This is a genomic window from Pseudomonas sp. UBA6323, assembly GCF_002439135.1.
Lineage (GTDB): Bacteria > Pseudomonadota > Gammaproteobacteria > Pseudomonadales > Pseudomonadaceae > Aquipseudomonas.
Window position 1 is genome coordinate 1 of record NZ_DJSX01000029.1, and the last position, 19784, is coordinate 19784.

Sequence of the window (19784 nt, forward strand, 5' to 3'; positions counted from 1 at the left end):
CTTAGATTCAGCAATAAGCATTTGCTCAGCAGTGCTGGGAGATTTTGGCTTTACACACCAATGAGTAAAATTCAGCCTACAAGGTTTCGGCTTAGGTGAGAAATCGGTGAAATCCCAAACTAAATCACGAAAATAAGAAACAGGGTTACCTTCTTTATCCCAACTGACCGGCATATCAGCTAAGCTAACGAAAGTACAATCACTTGCAAGTAACGGCACGCCAAGTAAATTCGGAATATTCCTCATACAAGGACTCCAACTTGAATGAGAACCTCAATCCTACCTTCCCAATAGGGATCTAGCTGATGCTCCTCGTTAACACTTTTCTCAATTTTGGACACCATCTCAGCGGTTTCGCTAGACACCCCTCTAATGTGCTCAATAATTCCATCCAATCTTTCGATAACAGGCTTATACCAAATATCCTGCGACAAGTCGGTGGGATTTACATACGAAATCCTCTCAATAAAATACCTACAGCTTAGCAACTTTCTGACACTCTTCTCGTCTACATAAACCCTAAAATTACCACAGAATAAGCATCCAAAATCACCTTTGCAGTCTGGTGTAACAGGGGCATTCGATTCAGGTTGCGGAACCCCTGGCTTTTGGCACATCGCCACACCAATTTGGGTAAATTTCTTCGCCAGCCTTGCAACTACAATTAAAAGCCTTTTAAAAAACTCTGAAAATTGCTTTCTCTGATCGACTTCGCTCCCTTGCGAATAGTGCCCAAATATGGTTTGACGATCGCTCTGCAAAGCATTTGATGCAACATTAATATTGAAGTTCTTTAAGTGTGAGTTAGACTTCGCAGCTCTCCATTGGCGAGTTCTAACCAGCCTAAAGTTCTGATCCACGCGTAACATAAATTTCTCCATACGGTGGAAGGTGCCTAAATCTAATTCGCAAAATTTATCGCCTTGATGAACAGTGAAAAAAAGATAACTGCACTCAGCGCCATTAAGCAATTTTTCTCGAAACTCTAGAAAGCATTTGAACTCTGCAATAAAATCGGTTGAAACCCTAAAAAATTTCTCTACCCCTCCTGCACGCCACTTAATAACCTTAAAATGCGGGTCTGATTTTTCAAGCGTGTAAGAATTACCCCATGACAGTTCGCAGAGTTGCTTATAATTCATTGTAGTCTTGGACTGAAACATAGCAGCAAATGCATGCATAGCATGATTTGCCAGTACGATCCTATGAAAAGCTCTAGGGTCATTGTTCGCTTTTACGATCTGTCCTAGCAGTAAATCCCTACAAGTACGCGCCGTAGACTTGTTACTATATAACCCCTCTAACGCCTCTAAAGACCTAATACACCCATTATCAAAATCGATCGCTAATACAGTCCTGACAAAACTGTCAGTTATATTGCTGAATGGGGAACGAAACTTCGTAATACAGGGAAAAACCCACACTTTCCCGCCGAGGTAAGGAGGCAGTTCCCATCTAAATGGATAGCTTTCAAAATTGGAGAAAAATTTTGAAAAACCTGTATAAACTGCCTTGCACATCGCGTACGATTTGGCTTGCTCCTCATCACCTGGAGTTTCAACTGGAATTCCATACGCATTACTAGTTTTAAGTGTAAATATGCCATGGCCGACACACTCATCACTAAATGCAATAGACACAATCTCAATAATTGTTCGCTGAGCTATCGCGTATTTATTAGTGGCATTATCATCCAGGCGACACTGAAGATTTAGATAAGAGCAATACTCCTTAACACACCCCCTACGCTCACTAGTTATAGTTAAATCAGCAAAACGAGATTGACTATCACACCAATCCAAAAAAGCCTTAATATATACCCATCGCCCCGCTACAGTATCAGGACTCAATCCACGAAAATGTCGCAACTGCAAACTGTAAGAGATCAAAGCAGAAACACACCTCGCACGAACTTCAGAGTAAGTATTTTTTACAACCCTTTTGAATTGCGACCTACTCCCCGCTTTTATATCTCTTTCAGCGAAACAATACGAACCTATATCAAAGGTTCTTCTCTTAATTTTCAGCACAACACTACTTGGATTTTCACCATCATAGACCTGCACATCCTCCACATCGAGAATGAATATTTCACGAGCTTCTAGGTTATGCATTAGCCACTCCACCCAGAGAGTGCGTCCAGTCGCCGCTCCCAATCAAGTTGAGCCTGCCGCGCCACTTTGTTATTAGCGTTATAAGACATATAGCCATCTAGAGCATTCTGAGATGCGTGCCCGAGCCTGAACCTTATATACTCCCTGATATAAGAGTCGGATAGTTTTTGCTCACCCGACAAAGAAGAAAGACTGTTATATAAGTTCATCGCAAAAGACGCTCTCAAATCATGAAATGCATACAAGAAGGCTTCGCCTTCTATATTTAGGGCCGGCCTGACTCTATCGCTAATAAACTGACGCACAGCTGCACCTTCTAATGCATATCTCTTCATGTCATAGCCAGGATCTTGAGCTGAGCGATAATAGGGCCCACCCCTATTACTGAGAAATAAATACTCTTTTCCTTGAAATCGCTCCTCCGACACTGCTTCAACCCGATGCTTATATCTCTCACTGCTTAGATATATCCGGAGTTTTTCTATCAATACCCATGGAACTAGCAGTACAAATCGCTTATTAAACTTTGTATCGACACCAGTGCCAGGTCCAACTTTGATGTAAGCACAGTTATTAGGGCCTTTCACACATGTCTCAACATACTCTGCACGCATTGTCAGCACGGTCTGAATTCTTGCACCTGAAAATAACGCTAAGAGATGTGCATACCACATCTCACTGTTACCTAAACGATACAATTCCTCTATCAGCTTATATTGCTGATCGTCAGTCAGGGGCCGAAGCCTGCCCCCATCGGTAATGATAGAGATGTCAACTGGATCGACCCCTCTGAAAGTTAGATCTGAAGTTTCAATTTTTTTATATATTGACTTACGACTTCCCCCATCGACTTGAATAAGAATCTGCTTATCCTTCCAAGGAGGATTATCAGGGATGAATATATTTCTCTGCCTTAGCCACTTATAGAAAGATATGACAGCAGATATTTTACGCCTCGCTGTCTTAACAGTAATTTCACCACCAGCGATCCTTAGTTTCAGATGCGCTCGATAGCGATATGTCACTCGTTGATACAGTTCGGATGGGAAATAGCGAAAACTTAAACTCTCTTCGTCTAGATAACGGCGAAATAGCGCTAAATCCTTAGCCAGTGAAGCGCAGGTTTTTACATGAACCTGTTCATCGTAAAATTTACTAGCGAGAAAGACACACGCCTCAGGCCAAGGAGCGCCATCAGCGGCTACCACGATTGGAAATGTGAACTGCTGGTTAACAGCGTGGTTGGCCCATGCATTCAGAACGGGAGAGGAGCGATAGGTGACGAGAGGCGTACTCACCACCCCTTCGGCCGGATAAGCCAGAGCAGCCGTGTGGCTCAGCGAAAAATACTTGAGATGTACGGAACGCGCTTGATCGAGAGACATGGACGGTTCTCATTTGCTGAGCGACTTGTCCATATGTAGAACACTTTGGAAGGGTGTCAAATCAGTGAAAACTTCGGGGTGCGTCCGGGTCCTCGACGAAGGCCAGGATGCTGGTGCCGTGCTTCATCGGCCCCGGCTCTCGGGTGATCTTGCCGCCGCGGCCGCGAATATCCTCGCAGGCCTTGTAGACGTCCTCGACTTCCAGGGCGATATGACCGTAGCCGGTACCCAGCTCATAGTGCTCAACGCCCCAGTTGTGGGTCAGCTCGATCACGCTGTTGTGCGCCTCGTCGCCGTAACCGACGAACGCCAGGGTGAACTTACCGTCCGGATAGTCCTTGCGCCGCAGCAGGGTCATGCCCAGCACTTCGGTGTAGAAGGCGATGGATTTGTCCAGGTCGCCGACGCGCAGCATGGTATGCAGCAGTCTCATCAGATTTCCCCCTTCTAGCAAGCAGAACCCCGGCACTTGGCCGGGGTCCTTGTGACGCAAGAGTTTTAGCTTAGACCAGCTTGCGGCCCTTGCCTGCAGCGATACGCATACGCAGGGCGTTGAGCTTGATGAAGCCCGCCGCGTCCTGCTGGTTGTAGGCGCCGCCATCTTCCTCGAAGGTCGCGATATTGGCGTCGAACAGCGAATCGTCGGACTTGCGACCAGTGACGATGACGTTGCCCTTGTACAGCTTCAGGCGGACCACGCCGTTCACGTTGGCTTGGGAGGCGTCGATCATCTGTTGCAGCATCAGACGCTCCGGGCTCCACCAGAAACCGTTGTAGATCAGGCTGGCGTATTTCGGCATCAGCTCGTCTTTGAGGTGAGCCACTTCACGGTCGAGGGTGATCGACTCGATGGCGCGGTGGGCCTTGAGCATGATGGTGCCGCCGGGGGTTTCGTAGCAGCCGCGGGACTTCATGCCAACGAAACGGTTCTCGACGATGTCCAGACGACCGATGCCGTTCTCGCCGCCAATGCGGTTCAGTTCGGCCAGCACCTGCGCCGGGCTCATGTCCTTGCCGTCGATGGCGACGATGTCGCCGGCGCGGTAGGTCAGCTCGATATAAGTCGGTGCGTCCGGTGCTGCCTCAGGGGAGACAGTCCATTTCCACATGTCTTCTTCGTGCTCGGTCCAGGTGTCTTCCAGCACGCCACCTTCATAGGAGATGTGCAGCAGGTTGGCGTCCATGGAGTACGGCGACTTCTTCTTGCCGTGGCGCTCGATCGGGATGGCGTGCTTCTCGGCGTAGTCCATCAGCTTCTCGCGCGACAGCAGGTCCCACTCACGCCACGGGGCGATGACTTTTACACCCGGCTTCAGCGCATAGGCGCCCAGTTCGAAACGCACCTGGTCGTTGCCCTTGCCGGTCGCACCGTGGGAGATGGCGTCGGCACCGGTCTCGTTGGCGATTTCGATCAGGCGCTTGGCGATCAGCGGGCGGGCGATGGAGGTACCCAGCAGGTATTCGCCTTCGTAGACGGTGTTGGCGCGGAACATCGGGTAGACGAAATCGCGGACGAACTCCTCGCGCAGGTCGTCGATGTAGATTTCCTTAACGCCCATTGCCTGGGCCTTGGCACGGGCCGGCTCGACCTCTTCGCCCTGGCCGAGATCGGCGGTGAAGGTCACCACTTCACAGTTATAGGTATCTTGCAGCCACTTGAGGATCACCGAGGTGTCCAGGCCACCGGAATAGGCCAGAACTACCTTTTTGACGTCCGCCATGCCATCACTCCACGGGTTGTACGGTAAAACCGGTGATTCTACTGGCCAAGCGGCTCAATTTACAGGGGTGCGACAGTCGGAGTTGACCAAGCGACGTCAAAGTGGCTCAGGACGATCGGCTGCTTGGCGGATCGACCGGCGTGGTGGCGGGAGCGGGAGCACTCTGCTGCGGTGCCTCGGGCTGCGGCACACGATCCAGGCGCAGGGTCGCCCGGCGGTTCTTGGCCCGATTGGCTTCGCTGTTATTGGGCGCGAGGGGATAACGCTCGCCATGAAAACGCATGGTGATCTGCTCGACCGGTACGCCGCCGGCTACCAGATATTCCTGCACGGCCAGCGCGCGGCGGCGCGACAGGTCGCGGTTGGTCAGGCGGTTGCCGCTGTTGTCGGCGTGGCCGTCGATCTGAAAGCTGTTGATGGATGGGTCGGCCTTGACGAAGTCGAGGATGATATCGAGCTTGGCCTTGGCCATTGGGTCGAGATCGATGCCGCCACCGGGAAAGCCAATCTGCGCCTGACGAATCTGATCGAAGTTGACCGGCAGCAACTTGGCGGTACAGACCTGGTAATCGTCGTAAGCCTTGTGAAATTTCACCGGCAGCAGGCGCACCTCGAAGTTGTCACTGCCATTGAGGGTGCGGTGGCGCACCACCGGGCTGCGGCCTTCGAGCAAACCGGTGAGCAGGCGCGCGCCCTGCTCCTGCGAGCTGTTGAACGGAACTTCGCCGTTGCCGACGCTGACCACACCCAGGTTGATGTCGCCGCGCCCCGGCTGCCAGGGCGCCGCCGCTGCCAGCAAGGTCGCCGAACCAGCACCCATCCAGCGCTCACGGGCCTTGAGGCGGAAGGTGACCTGCTCACCGGCGCGGCGCACGAACTCGCCGCTGCCGAAATTACTGATCGGCTGACTCAGGCGGCACTCGAACTGATCGCCCTCGACCGTCCACTCCACCTTCTCCAGCCGGGTCTGGAAGCTGATGGCATGCGCCGGCAGACATAGAGGCATGCCAGCCAACAGGCTGATCAGGAGGAAATTGAGCGCACGCACGACAGGCTCCACGGCGGTTCACAGTATTCTCACGGGGTATCGGTCAGGCGCGCGGAAACTTGACCCCCCTGCGTGCGATTGTCGCGCCGGCGCGAGCGCGAGCTGACCCTTTTCAGTTAACATGCGGCCACGTTTTACCCGCCTGGAAGCCTCCATGTCCGATCGCCTGACTCTCCTGCGTCCCGATGACTGGCACATTCACCTGCGCGATGGCGCGGTGCTGCCACACACCGTCGGCGATGCCGCGCGCACCTTCGGCCGCGCCATCATCATGCCCAACCTGGTACCGCCGGTGCGCAACGCCGCCGAGGCCGACGCCTATCGCCAGCGCATTCTCGCAGCGCGCCCGGCCGGCAGTCGCTTCGAACCGTTGATGGTGCTCTACCTCACCGACAACACCAGCCCGGAAGACGTGCGTGCAGCCAAGGCCAGCGGTTTCGTGCATGCCGCCAAGCTCTACCCGGCCGGCGCCACCACCAACTCCGATTCGGGCGTGACCAGCATCGACAAGATCTTCCCGGCGCTGGAAGCCATGGCCGAAGTCGGCATGCTGCTGCTGGTCCATGGCGAAGTGACCCGCGCCGAGATCGACGTGTTCGACCGCGAGAAGACCTTCATCGACGAACACCTCACCCGCGTGGTCGAGCGTTTCCCGACGCTCAAGGTGGTGTTCGAGCACATCACCACGCGTGACGCGGTGCAGTTCGTCGAGGCGGCCTCGGCCAATGTCGGCGCCACCATCACCGCGCACCACCTGCTGTACAACCGCAACCACATGCTGGTCGGCGGCATTCGCCCGCACTTCTATTGCCTGCCGATCCTCAAGCGCAACGTGCACCAGGAAGCCCTGCTCGACGCCGCCACCAGTGGCAACGCCAAGTTCTTCCTCGGCACTGATTCGGCGCCGCACGTCAAGCACGCCAAGGAAGCCGCCTGCGGCTGCGCCGGCTGCTACACCGCCTATGCCGCCATCGAGCTGTACGCCGAGGCCTTCGAACAGCGTGGTGCACTGGACAAGCTGGAAGCCTTCGCCAGCTTCCATGGCCCGGACTTCTATGGCATGCCGCGCAACAGCGACAGCATCACCCTGGTACGCGAAGAGTGGACCGTGCCGGCCACCCTGCCGCTGGGAGACAACAGCGTCGTACCGCTGCGCGCTGGCGAGACCCTGCGCTGGAAGCTGCTGGAGGGTCAGGCGTGAGCGAAGAAAACTACGACGACGAACTCGAGCCCAGTCTGCCGTCCGGCCCGCGCACGCCCATGGCGGCGCGCTTTCGGGGCTACCTGCCGGTGGTCGTGGACGTCGAGACCGGCGGCTTCAACAGCGCCACCGATGCCCTGCTGGAAATCGCCGCGACCACCATCGCCATGGACGAGAGCGGCTTCCTTTATCCGGATCACACCCACTTCTTCCGCATCGAGCCCTTCGAAGGCGCCAATATCGAAGCGGCGGCGCTGGAGTTCACCGGCATCAAGCTCGACCATCCGCTGCGTATGGCGGTAAGCGAGGAGCATGCCCTGGGCGAGATCTTCAAGGGTCTGCGCAAGTCGATCAAATCGGCTGGCTGCAAGCGCGCGATCCTGGTCGGGCACAACAGCAGTTTCGACCTGGGCTTTCTCAACGCTGCAGTGGCGCGTTGCGGCATCAAGCGCAACCCCTTCCACCCCTTTTCCAGCTTCGATACTGCCACCCTGGCCGGCCTCGCCTACGGCCAGACCGTGCTGGCCAAGGCCTGCCAGGTCGCCGGCATCGAATTCGACGGCAAGGAAGCGCATTCGGCCCGCTACGACACCGAAAAGACCGCCGAACTGTTCTGCGGCATCGTCAACCGCTGGAAGGAAATGGGCGGCTGGGACGAGTTCGATCAGTGAGGCTCTGCACGGCAGATCGAACCCCATGAAAAAACCGGCGTCTGCCGGTTTTTTTGGTTCATCGCATAGCTTTGGGAACTTGCAGCTTGATACCGGACTGGCAAGTTTGTGTGTTCTTTTGCGCTATTTATATCCGGGCAAAGATCATTGGCGTGTCGATCTTTCGTCTTGGTTTCGCCCCTCACGGGCGAGTCACTTGATTCGCTGCGCTCACCCTTCGGGCCAGCCTGCGGCTGTTACTTCGCTGCGCTTCGTAGCTCTTGCTTGCCCAAGAGAAAGTAACCAAAGAGAAGGGCACCCCGACATCCGGGTTTCGCTTCGCTCAACTCCCCTCGCTCCGGCGCCGCTCCGGGGGCCGGCTTACATGGGCCATCCCTGGCCTTTTAAGCGGGGCCGCCATCGGTATTTCGCCGCATCCATGCGGCTCATCCCCCTACGCGACACCTCCACTCGGCCTTCTGACGGGACGATCAAAGTCGGTAGCGTTTGGCTTTTGCTCTTGAAGCGCGGATCTCACAGACGACGCCCAAGTCCCCTTCAGGAGGCCGAGTGGAATCACCGTGGAGGGGGTTGAGCGACATGGATGTCGCGAGAGCCGTGATGGGCCAGGGATGGCCCTTCGTCGGTGGGCCGCATCCGGTCGTGCCCCTGGAGCGGTGATGGAGCGAGGGAACCCCGGCGCAGCCGGGGTCGTATGCAGGGGTGTGTTTCTTTGCTTACTTTCTTTGCACAAGCAAAGAAAGTGAGTCGCCCGTAAGGGGCGAAACCCATCAGGACAGGCGGCGCGCTAACGGATAGTGCCAATTCATCGACAGCTAACACGTAATTGCCAGTCCAGTATCAAATGCATCCTCCCCGAAAACGCAAAGACCTTTCTCTACCCGCCCCCTAACGGCGGCTGTACCGTTCGTCAGACTCTATGAGCATTCGCAATCGATCTTTGACAAGCATTCTCATTAACATTAGTATCCGACCCATCGAACAGAACTACCAAGACGAGCCTTGCCTATGTACGTCTGCCTCTGTGAAGGTGTCACCGATACGCAAATCCGCGACGCAGTCTATGAAGGCTGCTGCAGTTACCGTGAAGTGCGCGGCACCCTCGGCATCGCCAGCCAGTGCGGCAAGTGTGCCTGCCTGGCCAAGCAGGTGGTTCGCGAAACCATCGCCGAAGTGCAGAGCAGTCAGGCCTCGCTGGCCTACCCCGCAGGTTTCGTCGCAGCCTGAAACACGCCGCCAGAATGCAAAAAACCGGATCCTTGAATCCGGTTTTTTTATTCCTGAAAAAGCGTCACCTGCGCTTACAGGCCGTCACGCTGCATATGGTCGAAGTCTACGGCGTCCCCAGGAGCGGCGTGCAGCTTGGCGCGGATGTCCTCGAAGATCGCATCGTATTCGGCATGCGCACGCATGATCGGGCTGTGGTTGGCTGGCAAGCCATGCTTGGTCACCAGCCGGGAGATCACACTGGCGAAGTTGAAGGCGGTATCGCGATGCATCTCGAAGACCTCTTCGAAAGCCTTGCCGTCGATCTCGCCGACCAGGCGCCCGTGCAGCATGGGCCCCTCCCGCGGGTCTTTGCGCACCTCATAGTAGAAATCGATGCTGTAGCCAGGCAAGCCGCCCAGACCAGACGGATTGCCGCGATGCAAGTGACCGGGTTCGAACATGAGGGCTGTCTCCTTTGCCGTAACGCCGTAGGTGCTCCCTGACGGGAGCGTGCGAAGAGTCTAGCCCGCTACCTGCGGTCCTGCATGCACCCTTTCAGTGCGGCGCCGAGTCCCCTGCCCTTTCCTGTACCAGCACCCAGGGGGCGACCACCACCGCCCACAATTGCGGGTCGCGCGTGAGCAGATCTTCGGCACGCGTATCTTCGAGCTTGCACAGCAGGCCCTGGTTCATCCATTGCGCAACACGAGCCTGATCATTCTCGGCCACGGCCTGCGCGACCGCCACCAGATCCTGGCTGCCCTCGACCCAGAGCAGCGCACCTCGGGCGAAGAACGGCTGCAGCTCCTGCCAACGAATCGGCGCTGTCTCGCCAAACAGCTTGGCATAGAGGGTGCTAGATTGGTCCGTCATGGTGTGTCCCGTTTCGATGGCTGTGAATGCAGCGCGCAATGATAGCGTCGGCAACTGCCCTGGCAACCGCACGACGTTCGCCAGCCGACTCAGGCCACGCCGTTTTTCTATACATTCCTTGCAATTTAGCGACAACTCCGCGTTTCGCCTCCAACTGCCGGCTTTTCAAGGCGCAAATCCGCGCTCTACACTGTTCCGGTACAGTTGCCGGAGGCATTACCGGGGTCACTGACCCGGTTCTGCAGCTTCGGCCGCAAGAACTACAACAACGAAAAACATAAGAGTGGAGCACTCATGAACAAGGCTAAGCAGATTTCCAAGCTGTTCGCGGCAATGGCACTGGCAGGGGCGGCCAGTTATTCGATGGCAGCCGACAACATCAAGATCGGCCTGGCCGGTCCGGTGACCGGTGCGGTTGCTCAGTACGGTGAGATGCAATTCATCGGCGCCAAGATGGCCATCGAGCAGATCAACAAGGCCGGCGGCGTGAACGGCGCCCAGCTCGAAGCCGTGGTCTACGACGATGCTTGCGATCCGAAACAGGCCGTTGCCGTTGCCAACAAGATCGTCAACGACGAAGTCAAGTTCGTGGTTGGCCACCTGTGCTCCAGCTCCACTCAACCGGCTTCGGACATTTACGAAGACGAAGGCATCCTGATGATCACCGCGGCTTCCACCAGCCCGGAAATCACCTCCCGCGGTTACGAACTGGTCTTCCGCACCATCGGCCTGGACAGCCTGCAAGGCCCGACCGCCGGCAACTTCATCGCCGATCACATCAAGCCGAAGACCGTTGCCGTGATCCACGACAAGCAGCAGTACGGTGAAGGCATCGCCACCGCGGTCAAGCAGACCCTGGAAGGCAAAGGCATGAAAGTCGCCATGTTCGAAGGCATCAACGCCGGCGACAAGGACTTCTCCGCGCTGATCGCCAAACTGAACCAGGCCGGCGTCGACTTCGTTTACTACGGCGGCTACCACCCGGAACTGGGTCTGCTGCTGCGCCAGACCAAGGAACGCGGCCTGAACGTCAAGTTCATGGGCCCGGAAGGCGTGGGTAACAAGGAAATCTCGGCCATTGCCGGCCCGGCCTCCGAAGGCCTGCTGGTGACCCTGCCGAAGTCCTTCGACCAGGATCCGAAGAACCAGGCGCTGGTCGAGGCCTTCAAGGCCAAGAACGAAGACCCCAGCGGCCCGTTCGTGTTCCCTGCCTACGCCGCCGTTCAGGTCATCGCCGAAGGCATCGAGAAAGCCGGCGACACCGATACCGCCAAGGTAGCGGCTGCCCTGCGTGCCAACAGCTTCGACACCCCCACTGGCACCCTGGGCTTCGACGAGAAGGGCGACCTGAAGGACTTCAGCTTCGTGGTGTACGAATGGCACCAGGACGGCACCAAGTCCGAAGCCAAGTAACCCCGCCGAAGAAGCTGATTCATGAGCTAGCGAGCTAGCGCCATGCAAGGCAGAAGCAGGCGAGGAAGCGGAGTGTGCTTTTGCACATGAGCATTCCGAGCCTGTTTTTAACGCAGCAGGGTCGACGCGCAGCAGATCATGAACAGCTTCTGAACCCAGAGCCCACTGCAGAAGTGGGCTTTGTCTATTCGAATTCCGGCCTCGCGCTGCGTCACAAGCGCCGCTTTACGCGATGCCCAGGAGTTAGGCTATGCCTGAGATTTACCATTACCTGCAGCAGTTGCTCAATGGCCTGACCATTGGCAGCACCTATGCCCTGATCGCCATCGGCTACACCATGGTCTACGGCATCATTGGCATGATCAACTTCGCCCACGGCGAGGTTTACATGATTGGCTCGTACGTAGCCTTCACCGTGATCGCCGGCCTTGCCATGTTCGGCATCGACGCCGTCCCAGTGATCATGGTCGCCGCCTTCGCCGCCACCATGATCGTCACCAGTGCCTACGGTTACAGCATCGAACGGGTGGCCTACCGCCCCCTGCGCGGCGGCAACCGTCTGATCCCGCTGATCTCGGCGATCGGTATGTCGATATTCCTGCAGAACGCGGTATTGCTCGCGCAGGACTCCAAGGACAAGGCCATCCCCAGCCTGCTGCCCGGCAACTTCATCCTCGGTGAAAGTGCAGCCAACGGCGTGGTGGTGTCCTACATGCAGGTGCTGATCTTCATCGTCACCTTCGTCACCATGGTCGGCCTGACCCTGTTCATCTCCCGCTCACGCCTGGGCCGCGCCTGTCGCGCCTGCGCCGAAGATCTGAAGATGGCCAACCTGCTCGGCATCAACACCAACAACATCATCGCCCTGACCTTCGTCATCGGTGCGGCGCTGGCCGCCATCGCCTCGGTTCTGCTGGGGATGAACTACGGCGTGATCAACCCGCACCTGGGCTTCCTTGCCGGCATCAAGGCCTTCACCGCTGCAGTACTCGGCGGTATCGGCAGCATCCCTGGCGCGGTACTCGGTGGCCTGCTGCTGGGCGTAGCCGAAGCCTTCGGCGCCGATATCTTCGGTGATCAATACAAGGACGTGGTGGCGTTCAGCCTGCTGGTGCTGGTGCTGCTGTTCCGTCCAACCGGCATCCTTGGCCGCCCGGAGGTGGAGAAGGTATGAGCCGCAACCTCAAATCCGCGATTTTCAGCGCCCTGCTGGTGCTGATCATCTCCTACCCCGTATTGGGCCTGAAGCTCAGCACCGTCGGTATCAGCCTGCGTGTCGAAGGCGCCACCGCCTTCGAACTCTGGTGCATTGGCGGCGCTGCTGCGCTGATCTTCCTCTGGCAACTGCTGCGTGACCACATCACCCCGGCCTGGGCCAAGCGCCCGAGGCTGCCCAGCGGTTCCGGCCAGCTCGGCAACTTCCTCACCCTGCCCTCCACCCAGCGCTGGATCATTCTGGCGATGGTCATGGTGGCGCTGGTGTGGCCGTTCTTCGCCAGCCGCGGCGCGGTGGACATCGCCACGCTGATCCTGATCTACGTCATGCTCGGCCTCGGCCTGAACATCGTGGTCGGCCTCGCCGGTCTGCTCGATCTGGGTTACGTCGGCTTCTACGCCGTCGGTGCCTACAGCTACGCGATCCTGGCGCACTACTTCGGCCTGGGCTTCTGGATCTGCCTGCCGCTGGCCGGCATGATGGCGGCGCTGTTCGGCTTCCTGCTCGGTTTCCCGGTGCTGCGCTTGCGCGGGGATTACCTGGCCATCGTCACGCTCGGCTTCGGCGAGATCATCCGTATCCTGTTGCGCAACCTGACCGATCTGACCGGCGGCCCCAACGGCCTGAGCATCGCCAACGAGAACAAGCCGACCCTATTCGGACTGTCCTTCGAGCGCCGTGTGCCGGCGGACATGCCGACCTTCCACGGCTACTTCGAGATGGCCTACAACTCACAGTACAAGGTGATCTTCCTCTACCTGATCGCCCTGCTGCTGGTGCTGCTGACGCTGTTTCTGGTCAACCGCCTGCTGCGCATGCCGATCGGCCGCGCCTGGGAAGCCTTGCGTGAAGACGAGATCGCCTGCCGCGCGCTGGGCCTGAACCCGACCGTGATCAAGCTCTCGGCTTTCACCATCGGTGCCAGCCTGGCCGGTTTCGCCGGCAGCTTCTTCGCTGCGCGCCAGGGTTTGGTGACACCGGAATCCTTCACCTTCATCGAGTCGGCGATGATCCTCGCCATCGTCGTGCTGGGTGGCATGGGCTCGCAGCTGGGCGTGATCCTCGCGGCCATCATCATGGTGATGTTGCAGGAGATGCGTGAGCTGAGCGAGTACCGCATGCTGTTCTTCGGTCTGGTCATGATCTTCATGATGATCTGGCGCCCGCAAGGGTTGCTGCCGATGCAACGTCCCCACCTGGAGCTGAAGCGATGAGCCGCACGATTCTCGAAGTAAGCGGCCTGTCCATGCGTTTCGGCGGCCTGCTGGCCGTCAACGGGGTGGGCCTGAACGTCAAGGAAAAGCAGGTGGTTTCGATGATCGGCCCGAACGGCGCCGGCAAGACCACCGTATTCAACTGCCTGACCGGCTTCTACCAGCCAAGCTCCGGCAGCATCCGCCTCAACGGCGAGGCGATCGAGGGCCTGCCGGGCCACAAGATCGCCCGCAAGGGCGTGGTGCGGACCTTCCAGAACGTGCGTCTGTTCAAGGACATGACCGCGGTGGAAAACCTGCTGGTGGCCCAGCATCGCCACCTGAACACCGGCTATCTGGCCGGCCTGTTCAAGACCCCGGCCTTCCGCCGCAGCGAGCGCGAGGCCATGGAGTACGCCGCCTACTGGCTGGAGCAGGTCGACCTTGTGGACTTCGCCAACCGCAGTGCCGGCACCCTGGCCTACGGTCAGCAACGCCGCCTGGAAATCGCCCGCTGCATGATGACGCGTCCGAGCATCCTCATGCTCGACGAGCCGGCCGCCGGTCTCAACCCGCGTGAAACCGAGGACCTCAAGGCACTGATCGGCATGCTGCGTGACGAGCACAACGTCACCGTGCTGCTGATCGAGCACGACATGCACCTGGTCATGAGCATTTCCGACCACATCTACGTGATCAACCAGGGCACTCCCCTGGCCGACGGCACGCCGGACGACATCCGTAACAACCCGGACGTGATCAAAGCCTATCTGGGGGAGGCGTAATCCATGCTGAGCTTCAACAACGTCTCAACCTTCTACGGCAAGATCCAGGCCCTGCACGACGTCAGCATCGAAGTGCAGAAAGGCGAGATCGTCACCCTGATCGGCGCCAACGGTGCCGGCAAGTCGACCCTGCTCATGACCCTGTGCGGCAATCCGCGCGCCACCAGTGGCAGCATCCGATACCTGGGTGAGGAGCTGGTGGGCATGGACACCCCTCAGATCATGCGCAAGAGCATTGCCATCGTGCCGGAAGGCCGTCGCGTGTTCGCCCGCCTGACCGTCGAGGAGAACCTGGCCATGGGCGGGTTCTTCGGTGACAAGGCGGACAATCAGGAGCAACTGGACAAGGTCCTGCACCTGTTCCCACGCCTGAAGGAACGCTTCGCCCAGCGCGCCGGCACTATGAGCGGTGGTGAGCAACAGATGCTCGCCATCGGCCGTGCCCTGATGAGCAAGCCCAAACTGCTGCTGCTCGACGAACCGTCGCTGGGTCTGGCGCCGATCATCATCCAGCAGATCTTCGACATCGTCGAACAACTGCGCGAGGACGGCGTTACCGTGTTCCTGGTCGAGCAGAACGCCAACCAGGCGCTGAAGCTGGCCGACCGTGGCTATGTGCTGGAGAACGGCCACATCGTCATGCAGGGCAGCGGCGAACAACTGCTCAACGACCCCAAGGTACGCGACGCCTACCTCGGCGGATAAGCGCAACCTGCAATATCGGAACCGCCCTTCGGGGCGGTTTCTTTTTGTCCGCGATTCGATCACCCGTCTCGCTGAACTCTTAAGCGGATATTTCCGCCCTCTTGCGCCACGCTCTTCGAGTATTAGCCTCAATAACTCAGCCCTTGCGAGACTGCGTACATGCGCAAACCCCTGCTGCTGCTATTGGTCATCACCCTGCTGCTTAGCGCCTGCAGCCGTGTCGGCCTGGCCTATCGTAATCTCGACTGGCTGATCCCCTGGAAGCTCAACGACTACGTGGCGCTGACCAGCGAGCAAAGCGCCTGGCTCAAGCCTCAATTGCAGGAACACCTGGCCTGGCACTGCAACGCCGAGCTGCCGCGTTATCTCGACTGGCTGCAGCGCAGCCAGCAGGCACTGAGCAGCCGGGACGGCGAGCTGATCACTCGCCAACTGGCCGAGGTCGAACCGGCCATGCAACGCATCGCGGTGGAAATCACCCCTAGCACCATCGAGCTGCTGCGCGGCCTCAGCCCGCGCCAGGTCGAGCAGTTATTGGCGTCACTGGACGAGCAGAACGCCAAGCTGCGCGAGGAATTCCTCGAGCCCCCCCTGCAGGAGCAGATCGACCGGCGCGCCGAGCGCATGGAAGAGCGCCTGCAGCCCTGGTTCGGCGAACTCAATGCCGAGCAACGCGAACGCGTGCAGCAGTGGGCGCAAGGCCTGGGCGATCAGAATCAGATCTGGATGGATAACCGCCTGGCCTGGCAACAGGCACTTCGCGAGACATTGGAAGTGCGTCGCGGCGATGACTTCGGCGCACGCATGACCGCCCTGCTGCAACAACGCGAACGCTTCTACACCAGCGCCTATCAGGCCAGTTATGAGACAACCCGCCAGGCCATGGCGGAGATGATCGTCGATCTGGTCGCTCAGGCCGACTCGCGTCAGATAGCGCGCGCAGACAAGCGCCTGCAAGGCCTGCACGCCGACCTGGCTGCGCAACAGTGCGCCACCGATCAGGCGGTGGCGCAGCGCTGAGGCGCCTGGTCAGAGCGGTGGCAGTTGCCAGTCGATGGGGGTCATGCCGTTCTGGCTGAGGAACTGGTTGCAACGACTGAAATGGCCATTGCCGATGAAGCCACGATGGGCGGACAGCGGCGACGGGTGCGGCGAGCGCAGCACCAGGTGCTTGGTCGGGTCGATCAGGCGCTGCTTGCTCTGCGCATGGCTACCCCAGAGCAGGAACACCAACTTGGGCTGATGATCACTGACCACTTCGATCACCCGGTCGGTAAAGAACTGCCAGCCCTTGTTCGCATGCGAGCCGGCGTTGGCGCGCTCGACGGTGAGCGAGGTGTTGAGCAGCAGCACGCCCTGATCGGCCCAGCTCTGCAGGTAACCGTGGGCCGGGATGTCGATGTTGAGATCGCGCTTGAGCTCCTTGTAGATGTTCACCAGCGACGGCGGCGTTTGCACGCCCGGCTGCACCGAGAAGCACAGGCCATGCGCCTGTCCCGGGCCGTGGTAAGGGTCCTGGCCGATGATCACCACCTTGACCTGATCCAGCGGCGTGGAATTGAGCGCATTGAAGATCAGCGGGCCCGGCGGATAGATTTCCTTGCCAGCTGCCTTCTCTGCCCGCAGGAACTCGCGCAGCTCCTTCATGTAGGGCTTGTCGAACTCCTCGCGCAGCGCTTCCTTCCAGCTGGCTTCGAGTTTGATGCGATCTTCGGTCATGCGCTTTTCCTGCCTGAGTCTCCACAAGAGCAGGCACGCTAGAGAAGGGGTTGCCGCAAGTCAAGAAAGGCCAGCCCGGCACGCGCCGAGATGCTTTGCTAGCCTTTGCTCATAGCCACCGTGATCGGACTCGAAGACCATGCCAACCACCGTCGATACCCTGCGCATGGCACTGCTCAATCGCTTCCTCAAGGGCGAGGCCAGGATTCCGCAGATGCCCGAAGCAGCCGTGCGCATCAGAAAGCTGCTGGACGATCCACGCACCTCGCTGGAACAGCTGACCCGCGTGATTACCGGCGATCCGCCACTGGCTGCCTGATGCAATTCTCCAACACCCCCCTGCTACGCGGCGACCGCGCCTGCAGCTCGCTGCGCGAACTACTCGGCCGCCTCGGTACGCGGCAGTTGGCCGACCTGGTGCTGGGTTTCAGTCTGCAGAATCTGTTCACCAGTACTGAACCGGCACTGCAGCAGGCCTTTCGCGCTCGCTGGCGCAGCGCGCGGGAGCGCGCCGCCTACTGCGCGGTATTGGCGCAGCGCACCGGACTGTCGCTGGACGACGCGATGCTCGGCGGCCTGTTGCAGGATATCGGTAGCCTCACGCTGCTCTCGGAGCTGGAGCACTGGCCAGACGTGCCACGTGATGGTGACACGCTGCACGAGCTGTGCGAACGTCTGTCGGGTGACCTCGGCGCCCTGATCCTCACGCGCTGGCAGTTGCCTTCGGCAGTGATCGAATCCACTCGTCTGTACGGCCAATGGCAACGCCAGCATGACGGCGCGGCCGACCTGGCGGATCTGGTCCTGCTCGCCAGCGCCCTGCAGAGCAAGGCCACCCTGCCCGAGCCGCTTCCGGCTCAGGCGAAGCTGGGCCTGGAACCCCCACTTGCCGAACTGCGCCAGGAGCTGGCTGGCGAGCTGCAACTGTGGAAGCGCCTGCTCGCCTGAGGACCGCGCTATACGGCCTCATCAGGCATCTGGATACAGCTTGCCCACATCCGCAAGCCGGTCGAGACTCTCCTGCACGCACCGTGCGGGAGGTCATATGAGCGACTTGAACGGTATCAGTCGCGAACGCCTGGAACAGGCGCTCGCTCACTCTACCTTTGCCCAGCTGCTCGGCGCCGAATTGCTCGATTTCGCGCCAGGCCGAGTCAGCCTGCAGGTACGTAGCCGTCCTGACCTGTGCCAGCACCACGGTTACATGCATGGCGCGGTAGTCGGCTTCATGGTCGACAGCGGCTGCGCCTGGGCCGCAGCGTCGATGGTCGGCGACGTGGTTACCAGCGAATACAAGCTCAACCTGCTCGCACCGGCCCTTGGCGAACGTCTATTGTGCCGCGCCGAAGTCCTCAAGGCCGGACAACGCCAGGCGGTCTGCCGAGCAGACGTGTTCGCGGTGAAAGACGGCCAGGAAAAGCTGGTGGCCACCGGGCTGGCAACCATCGCGCGGGTCTAGCAGCGACTAACCCTGATGCAGTGCCCGGTAATGACTGGGCGCCATGCCCACCACCTTGCGAAACAGCCGCGAGAAGTAATAAGGGTCTTCATACCCCAGTTGCTCGGCGACCTGGCGCACCTCGATATCGCCACGGTCGAGCAGGCGGCAGGCCAGGGCCATTTTCAACTGGATGAAATCCTGAATCGGCGCATGACCGGTCAGCGCACGGTAGGTCTTGGCGAAGTGAAAGCGAGACAGCTTGAACTGCGCCGCCAGTTCATCGAGGTTGAGGCTGCCATGCAGATGCTCGCGCATCACCGCCTGCACCGCCTCGATATCCAGCACCCGTCCGGACTTGAGATTGACCCGCGCCGGCAGCACTGCCAGTGAGCTGAGCATCGCCTGCAGACGGTGCGCGGCATGGATGAAGGGCAAGGCGTTGAAGCCCTGCCGCTGCAGGCCCAGCAACGCCTCGAAGTCACCAATCAGCCGCGGCTGCAAACCGATACGCCGCAGCGGCTGCGCTCCCAGCAGACGCAGGAAGTCCTCGCTGAAGCTGCCGTCAAAATGCACCCAATAGATCGTCCAGGGGCTTTGCGCATCGGCGCCATAGCCATGCGGCATCGCCTTGGGCAGCAGCAGCAAATCGCCAGCAGCGACATCCAATCGTCCATCTGCTGTTTCCAGCCAGCCCCTGCCGGAGCGGCAATAGATCAGCAGATGATCATCCGGCTGCAGGCGCCGCATCTGGTGACCGGCCGCGTCAGGATAGAACCCCATCGCCAGGGGATAGCAACCTGAGCTCAGTGCATGGCGTGCCAGCAGGCGACGCAGGCGCGGCGGTGTGATGAAGCGTTGCCCACCGAGCGGCAGCGGCCAATTGGAGGTCTCCACTCGCAGCCCCATGCCTGACGCTCCCAATAAAATCGGATCGAATGACAAGATCGTCCATCTCAAGACCAAGATCGTCAATCCACAAGCCAAAACGAAGTGGCTATAAAGGCTCCATACAAGAACAACAGGAGGCGACCATGCCCCGCACGCTCGCGCAACTGATCGACGGCCAATGGCTGCCAAGCGAGGCAACGGA

20 protein-coding genes and 1 pseudogene are annotated in these 19784 nt (G+C 58.8%); 11 read left to right on the top strand and 10 right to left on the bottom strand.

Annotation, left to right across the window (positions count from 1 at the left end):
* The 6 genes from B3P22_RS05915 to B3P22_RS05940 all read right to left on the bottom strand — a co-directional run.
* A partial coding sequence (locus tag B3P22_RS05915; protein ID WP_296270331.1) for a hypothetical protein occupies positions 1-246 on the bottom strand: 246 nt, incomplete at its 3' end.
* Positions 243-2114, bottom strand: a complete 1872-nt coding sequence (locus tag B3P22_RS05920; protein ID WP_161864436.1) for a hypothetical protein — start codon at positions 2112-2114, stop codon at positions 243-245. The genes B3P22_RS05915 and B3P22_RS05920, both read right to left, overlap by 4 nt.
* Entirely contained in the window at positions 2114-3499 is a 1386-nt protein-coding gene (locus tag B3P22_RS05925; RefSeq protein ID WP_161864437.1) for a hypothetical protein, read from the bottom strand. The genes B3P22_RS05920 and B3P22_RS05925 overlap by 1 nt, the downstream gene beginning before the upstream one ends.
* Positions 3500-3560: 61 nt before the next feature.
* Positions 3561-3932 (bottom strand): lactoylglutathione lyase, encoded by a 372-nt coding sequence (gloA, locus tag B3P22_RS05930; RefSeq protein ID WP_296270332.1) that lies wholly within the window; start codon positions 3930-3932, stop codon positions 3561-3563.
* A 70-nt stretch (positions 3933-4002) separates the two neighbouring features.
* Complete coding sequence (locus tag B3P22_RS05935) at positions 4003-5220, bottom strand: argininosuccinate synthase (protein WP_197855250.1); 1218 nt, start codon at positions 5218-5220, stop codon at positions 4003-4005.
* Between the two features lie 106 nt (positions 5221-5326).
* Positions 5327-6268, bottom strand: coding sequence for a flagellar protein MotY (locus B3P22_RS05940; RefSeq protein ID WP_419096418.1), 942 nt, complete (start codon positions 6266-6268; stop codon positions 5327-5329).
* Positions 6269-6422: 154 nt separating this feature from the next.
* Here B3P22_RS05940 and pyrC point away from each other — a divergent pair, with 154 nt between their 5' ends.
* The 3 genes from pyrC to B3P22_RS05955 all read left to right on the top strand — a co-directional run bounded on the left by pyrC (position 6423) and on the right by B3P22_RS05955 (position 9367).
* A complete protein-coding gene (gene pyrC / locus B3P22_RS05945; protein ID WP_275544441.1) occupies positions 6423-7469 on the top strand; it encodes a dihydroorotase in 1047 nt (348 codons plus the stop codon).
* On the top strand, positions 7466-8140 hold the full coding sequence (gene rnt, locus B3P22_RS05950; RefSeq protein ID WP_197855248.1) for a ribonuclease T: 675 nt from the start codon (positions 7466-7468) through the stop codon (positions 8138-8140). The genes pyrC and rnt overlap by 4 nt, the downstream gene beginning before the upstream one ends.
* 1008 nt (positions 8141-9148) lie before the next feature.
* Complete coding sequence (locus tag B3P22_RS05955) at positions 9149-9367, top strand: bacterioferritin-associated ferredoxin (protein WP_004423711.1); 219 nt, start codon at positions 9149-9151, stop codon at positions 9365-9367.
* Between the two features lie 74 nt (positions 9368-9441).
* Here B3P22_RS05955 and B3P22_RS05960 read toward each other — a convergent pair whose 3' ends face one another.
* Both B3P22_RS05960 and B3P22_RS05965 read right to left on the bottom strand, forming a co-directional pair.
* Entirely contained in the window at positions 9442-9810 is a 369-nt protein-coding gene (locus B3P22_RS05960) for a DUF5064 family protein (RefSeq protein WP_197855247.1), read from the bottom strand.
* A 94-nt stretch (positions 9811-9904) separates the two neighbouring features.
* The gene (locus B3P22_RS05965; protein ID WP_275544440.1) at positions 9905-10222 is read right to left on the bottom strand and encodes a DUF2288 domain-containing protein; all 318 of its coding nucleotides are present in this window, start codon (positions 10220-10222) and stop codon (positions 9905-9907) included.
* A 294-nt stretch (positions 10223-10516) separates the two neighbouring features.
* Between B3P22_RS05965 and B3P22_RS05970 the strand changes: the two genes are divergently transcribed.
* The 6 genes from B3P22_RS05970 (at position 10517) to B3P22_RS05995 (ending at position 16554) form a co-directional block, all read left to right on the top strand.
* On the top strand, positions 10517-11635 hold the full coding sequence (locus B3P22_RS05970; RefSeq protein WP_275544439.1) for a branched-chain amino acid ABC transporter substrate-binding protein: 1119 nt from the start codon (positions 10517-10519) through the stop codon (positions 11633-11635).
* Positions 11636-11885: 250 nt separating this feature from the next.
* Positions 11886-12809 (top strand): high-affinity branched-chain amino acid ABC transporter permease LivH, encoded by a 924-nt coding sequence (livH, locus tag B3P22_RS05975; RefSeq protein WP_275544438.1) that lies wholly within the window; start codon positions 11886-11888, stop codon positions 12807-12809.
* Positions 12806-14065 (top strand): high-affinity branched-chain amino acid ABC transporter permease LivM, encoded by a 1260-nt coding sequence (locus tag B3P22_RS05980; protein WP_275544437.1) that lies wholly within the window; start codon positions 12806-12808, stop codon positions 14063-14065. Before livH ends, B3P22_RS05980 begins: the two co-directional genes overlap by 4 nt.
* On the top strand, positions 14062-14829 hold the full coding sequence (gene livG / locus B3P22_RS05985) for a high-affinity branched-chain amino acid ABC transporter ATP-binding protein LivG (RefSeq protein WP_197855243.1): 768 nt from the start codon (positions 14062-14064) through the stop codon (positions 14827-14829). Before B3P22_RS05980 ends, livG begins: the two co-directional genes overlap by 4 nt.
* A gap of 3 nt (positions 14830-14832) precedes the next feature.
* Positions 14833-15534: an ABC transporter ATP-binding protein gene (locus B3P22_RS05990; protein ID WP_275544436.1), complete on the top strand. Its 702-nt coding sequence runs from the start codon at positions 14833-14835 to the stop codon at positions 15532-15534.
* 159 nt (positions 15535-15693) lie between these two features.
* On the top strand, positions 15694-16554 hold the full coding sequence (locus B3P22_RS05995) for a DUF6279 family lipoprotein (RefSeq protein ID WP_275544435.1): 861 nt from the start codon (positions 15694-15696) through the stop codon (positions 16552-16554).
* A gap of 9 nt (positions 16555-16563) precedes the next feature.
* On the opposite strand, the gene ung is transcribed toward B3P22_RS05995, so the two are convergent.
* Complete coding sequence (gene ung / locus B3P22_RS06000) at positions 16564-17253, bottom strand: uracil-DNA glycosylase (RefSeq protein ID WP_275544434.1); 690 nt, start codon at positions 17251-17253, stop codon at positions 16564-16566.
* A gap of 214 nt (positions 17254-17467) precedes the next feature.
* Here ung and B3P22_RS06005 point away from each other — a divergent pair.
* Positions 17468-18201, top strand: a pseudogene (locus tag B3P22_RS06005) (HDOD domain-containing protein).
* Between the two features lie 97 nt (positions 18202-18298).
* Positions 18299-18712, top strand: coding sequence for a PaaI family thioesterase (locus B3P22_RS06010; protein ID WP_147812050.1), 414 nt, complete (start codon positions 18299-18301; stop codon positions 18710-18712).
* Between the two features lie 6 nt (positions 18713-18718).
* Here the strand turns inward: B3P22_RS06010 and B3P22_RS06015 are convergent, their stop codons facing one another.
* The gene (locus B3P22_RS06015) at positions 18719-19600 is read right to left on the bottom strand and encodes an AraC family transcriptional regulator (protein ID WP_275544431.1); all 882 of its coding nucleotides are present in this window, start codon (positions 19598-19600) and stop codon (positions 18719-18721) included.
* Between the last annotated feature and the right edge of the window lie 184 nt (positions 19601-19784).

Bases quoted from the DNA above. Each gene is read 5' to 3' on its own strand.
- B3P22_RS05925 (WP_161864437.1), bottom strand. From the start codon at position 3,499: ATGTCTCTCGATCAAGCGCGTTCCGTACATCTCAAGTATTTTTCGCTG.
- B3P22_RS05980 (WP_275544437.1), top strand. From the start codon at position 12,806: ATGAGCCGCAACCTCAAATCCGCGATTTTCAGCGCCCTGCTGGTGCTG.
- pyrC (WP_275544441.1), top strand. From the start codon at position 6,423: ATGTCCGATCGCCTGACTCTCCTGCGTCCCGATGACTGGCACATTCAC.
- B3P22_RS05970 (WP_275544439.1), top strand. From the start codon at position 10,517: ATGAACAAGGCTAAGCAGATTTCCAAGCTGTTCGCGGCAATGGCACTG.
- B3P22_RS05920 (WP_161864436.1), bottom strand. From the start codon at position 2,114: ATGCATAACCTAGAAGCTCGTGAAATATTCATTCTCGATGTGGAGGAT.
- B3P22_RS05935 (WP_197855250.1), bottom strand. From the start codon at position 5,220: ATGGCGGACGTCAAAAAGGTAGTTCTGGCCTATTCCGGTGGCCTGGAC.
- gloA (WP_296270332.1), bottom strand. From the start codon at position 3,932: ATGAGACTGCTGCATACCATGCTGCGCGTCGGCGACCTGGACAAATCC.
- B3P22_RS05990 (WP_275544436.1), top strand. From the start codon at position 14,833: ATGCTGAGCTTCAACAACGTCTCAACCTTCTACGGCAAGATCCAGGCC.
- livH (WP_275544438.1), top strand. From the start codon at position 11,886: ATGCCTGAGATTTACCATTACCTGCAGCAGTTGCTCAATGGCCTGACC.
- B3P22_RS06015 (WP_275544431.1), bottom strand. From the start codon at position 19,600: ATGGGGCTGCGAGTGGAGACCTCCAATTGGCCGCTGCCGCTCGGTGGG.
- B3P22_RS05995 (WP_275544435.1), top strand. From the start codon at position 15,694: ATGCGCAAACCCCTGCTGCTGCTATTGGTCATCACCCTGCTGCTTAGC.
- B3P22_RS05965 (WP_275544440.1), bottom strand. From the start codon at position 10,222: ATGACGGACCAATCTAGCACCCTCTATGCCAAGCTGTTTGGCGAGACA.
- ung (WP_275544434.1), bottom strand. From the start codon at position 17,253: ATGACCGAAGATCGCATCAAACTCGAAGCCAGCTGGAAGGAAGCGCTG.
- B3P22_RS05960 (WP_197855247.1), bottom strand. From the start codon at position 9,810: ATGTTCGAACCCGGTCACTTGCATCGCGGCAATCCGTCTGGTCTGGGC.
- livG (WP_197855243.1), top strand. From the start codon at position 14,062: ATGAGCCGCACGATTCTCGAAGTAAGCGGCCTGTCCATGCGTTTCGGC.
- B3P22_RS06010 (WP_147812050.1), top strand. From the start codon at position 18,299: ATGAGCGACTTGAACGGTATCAGTCGCGAACGCCTGGAACAGGCGCTC.
- B3P22_RS05955 (WP_004423711.1), top strand. From the start codon at position 9,149: ATGTACGTCTGCCTCTGTGAAGGTGTCACCGATACGCAAATCCGCGAC.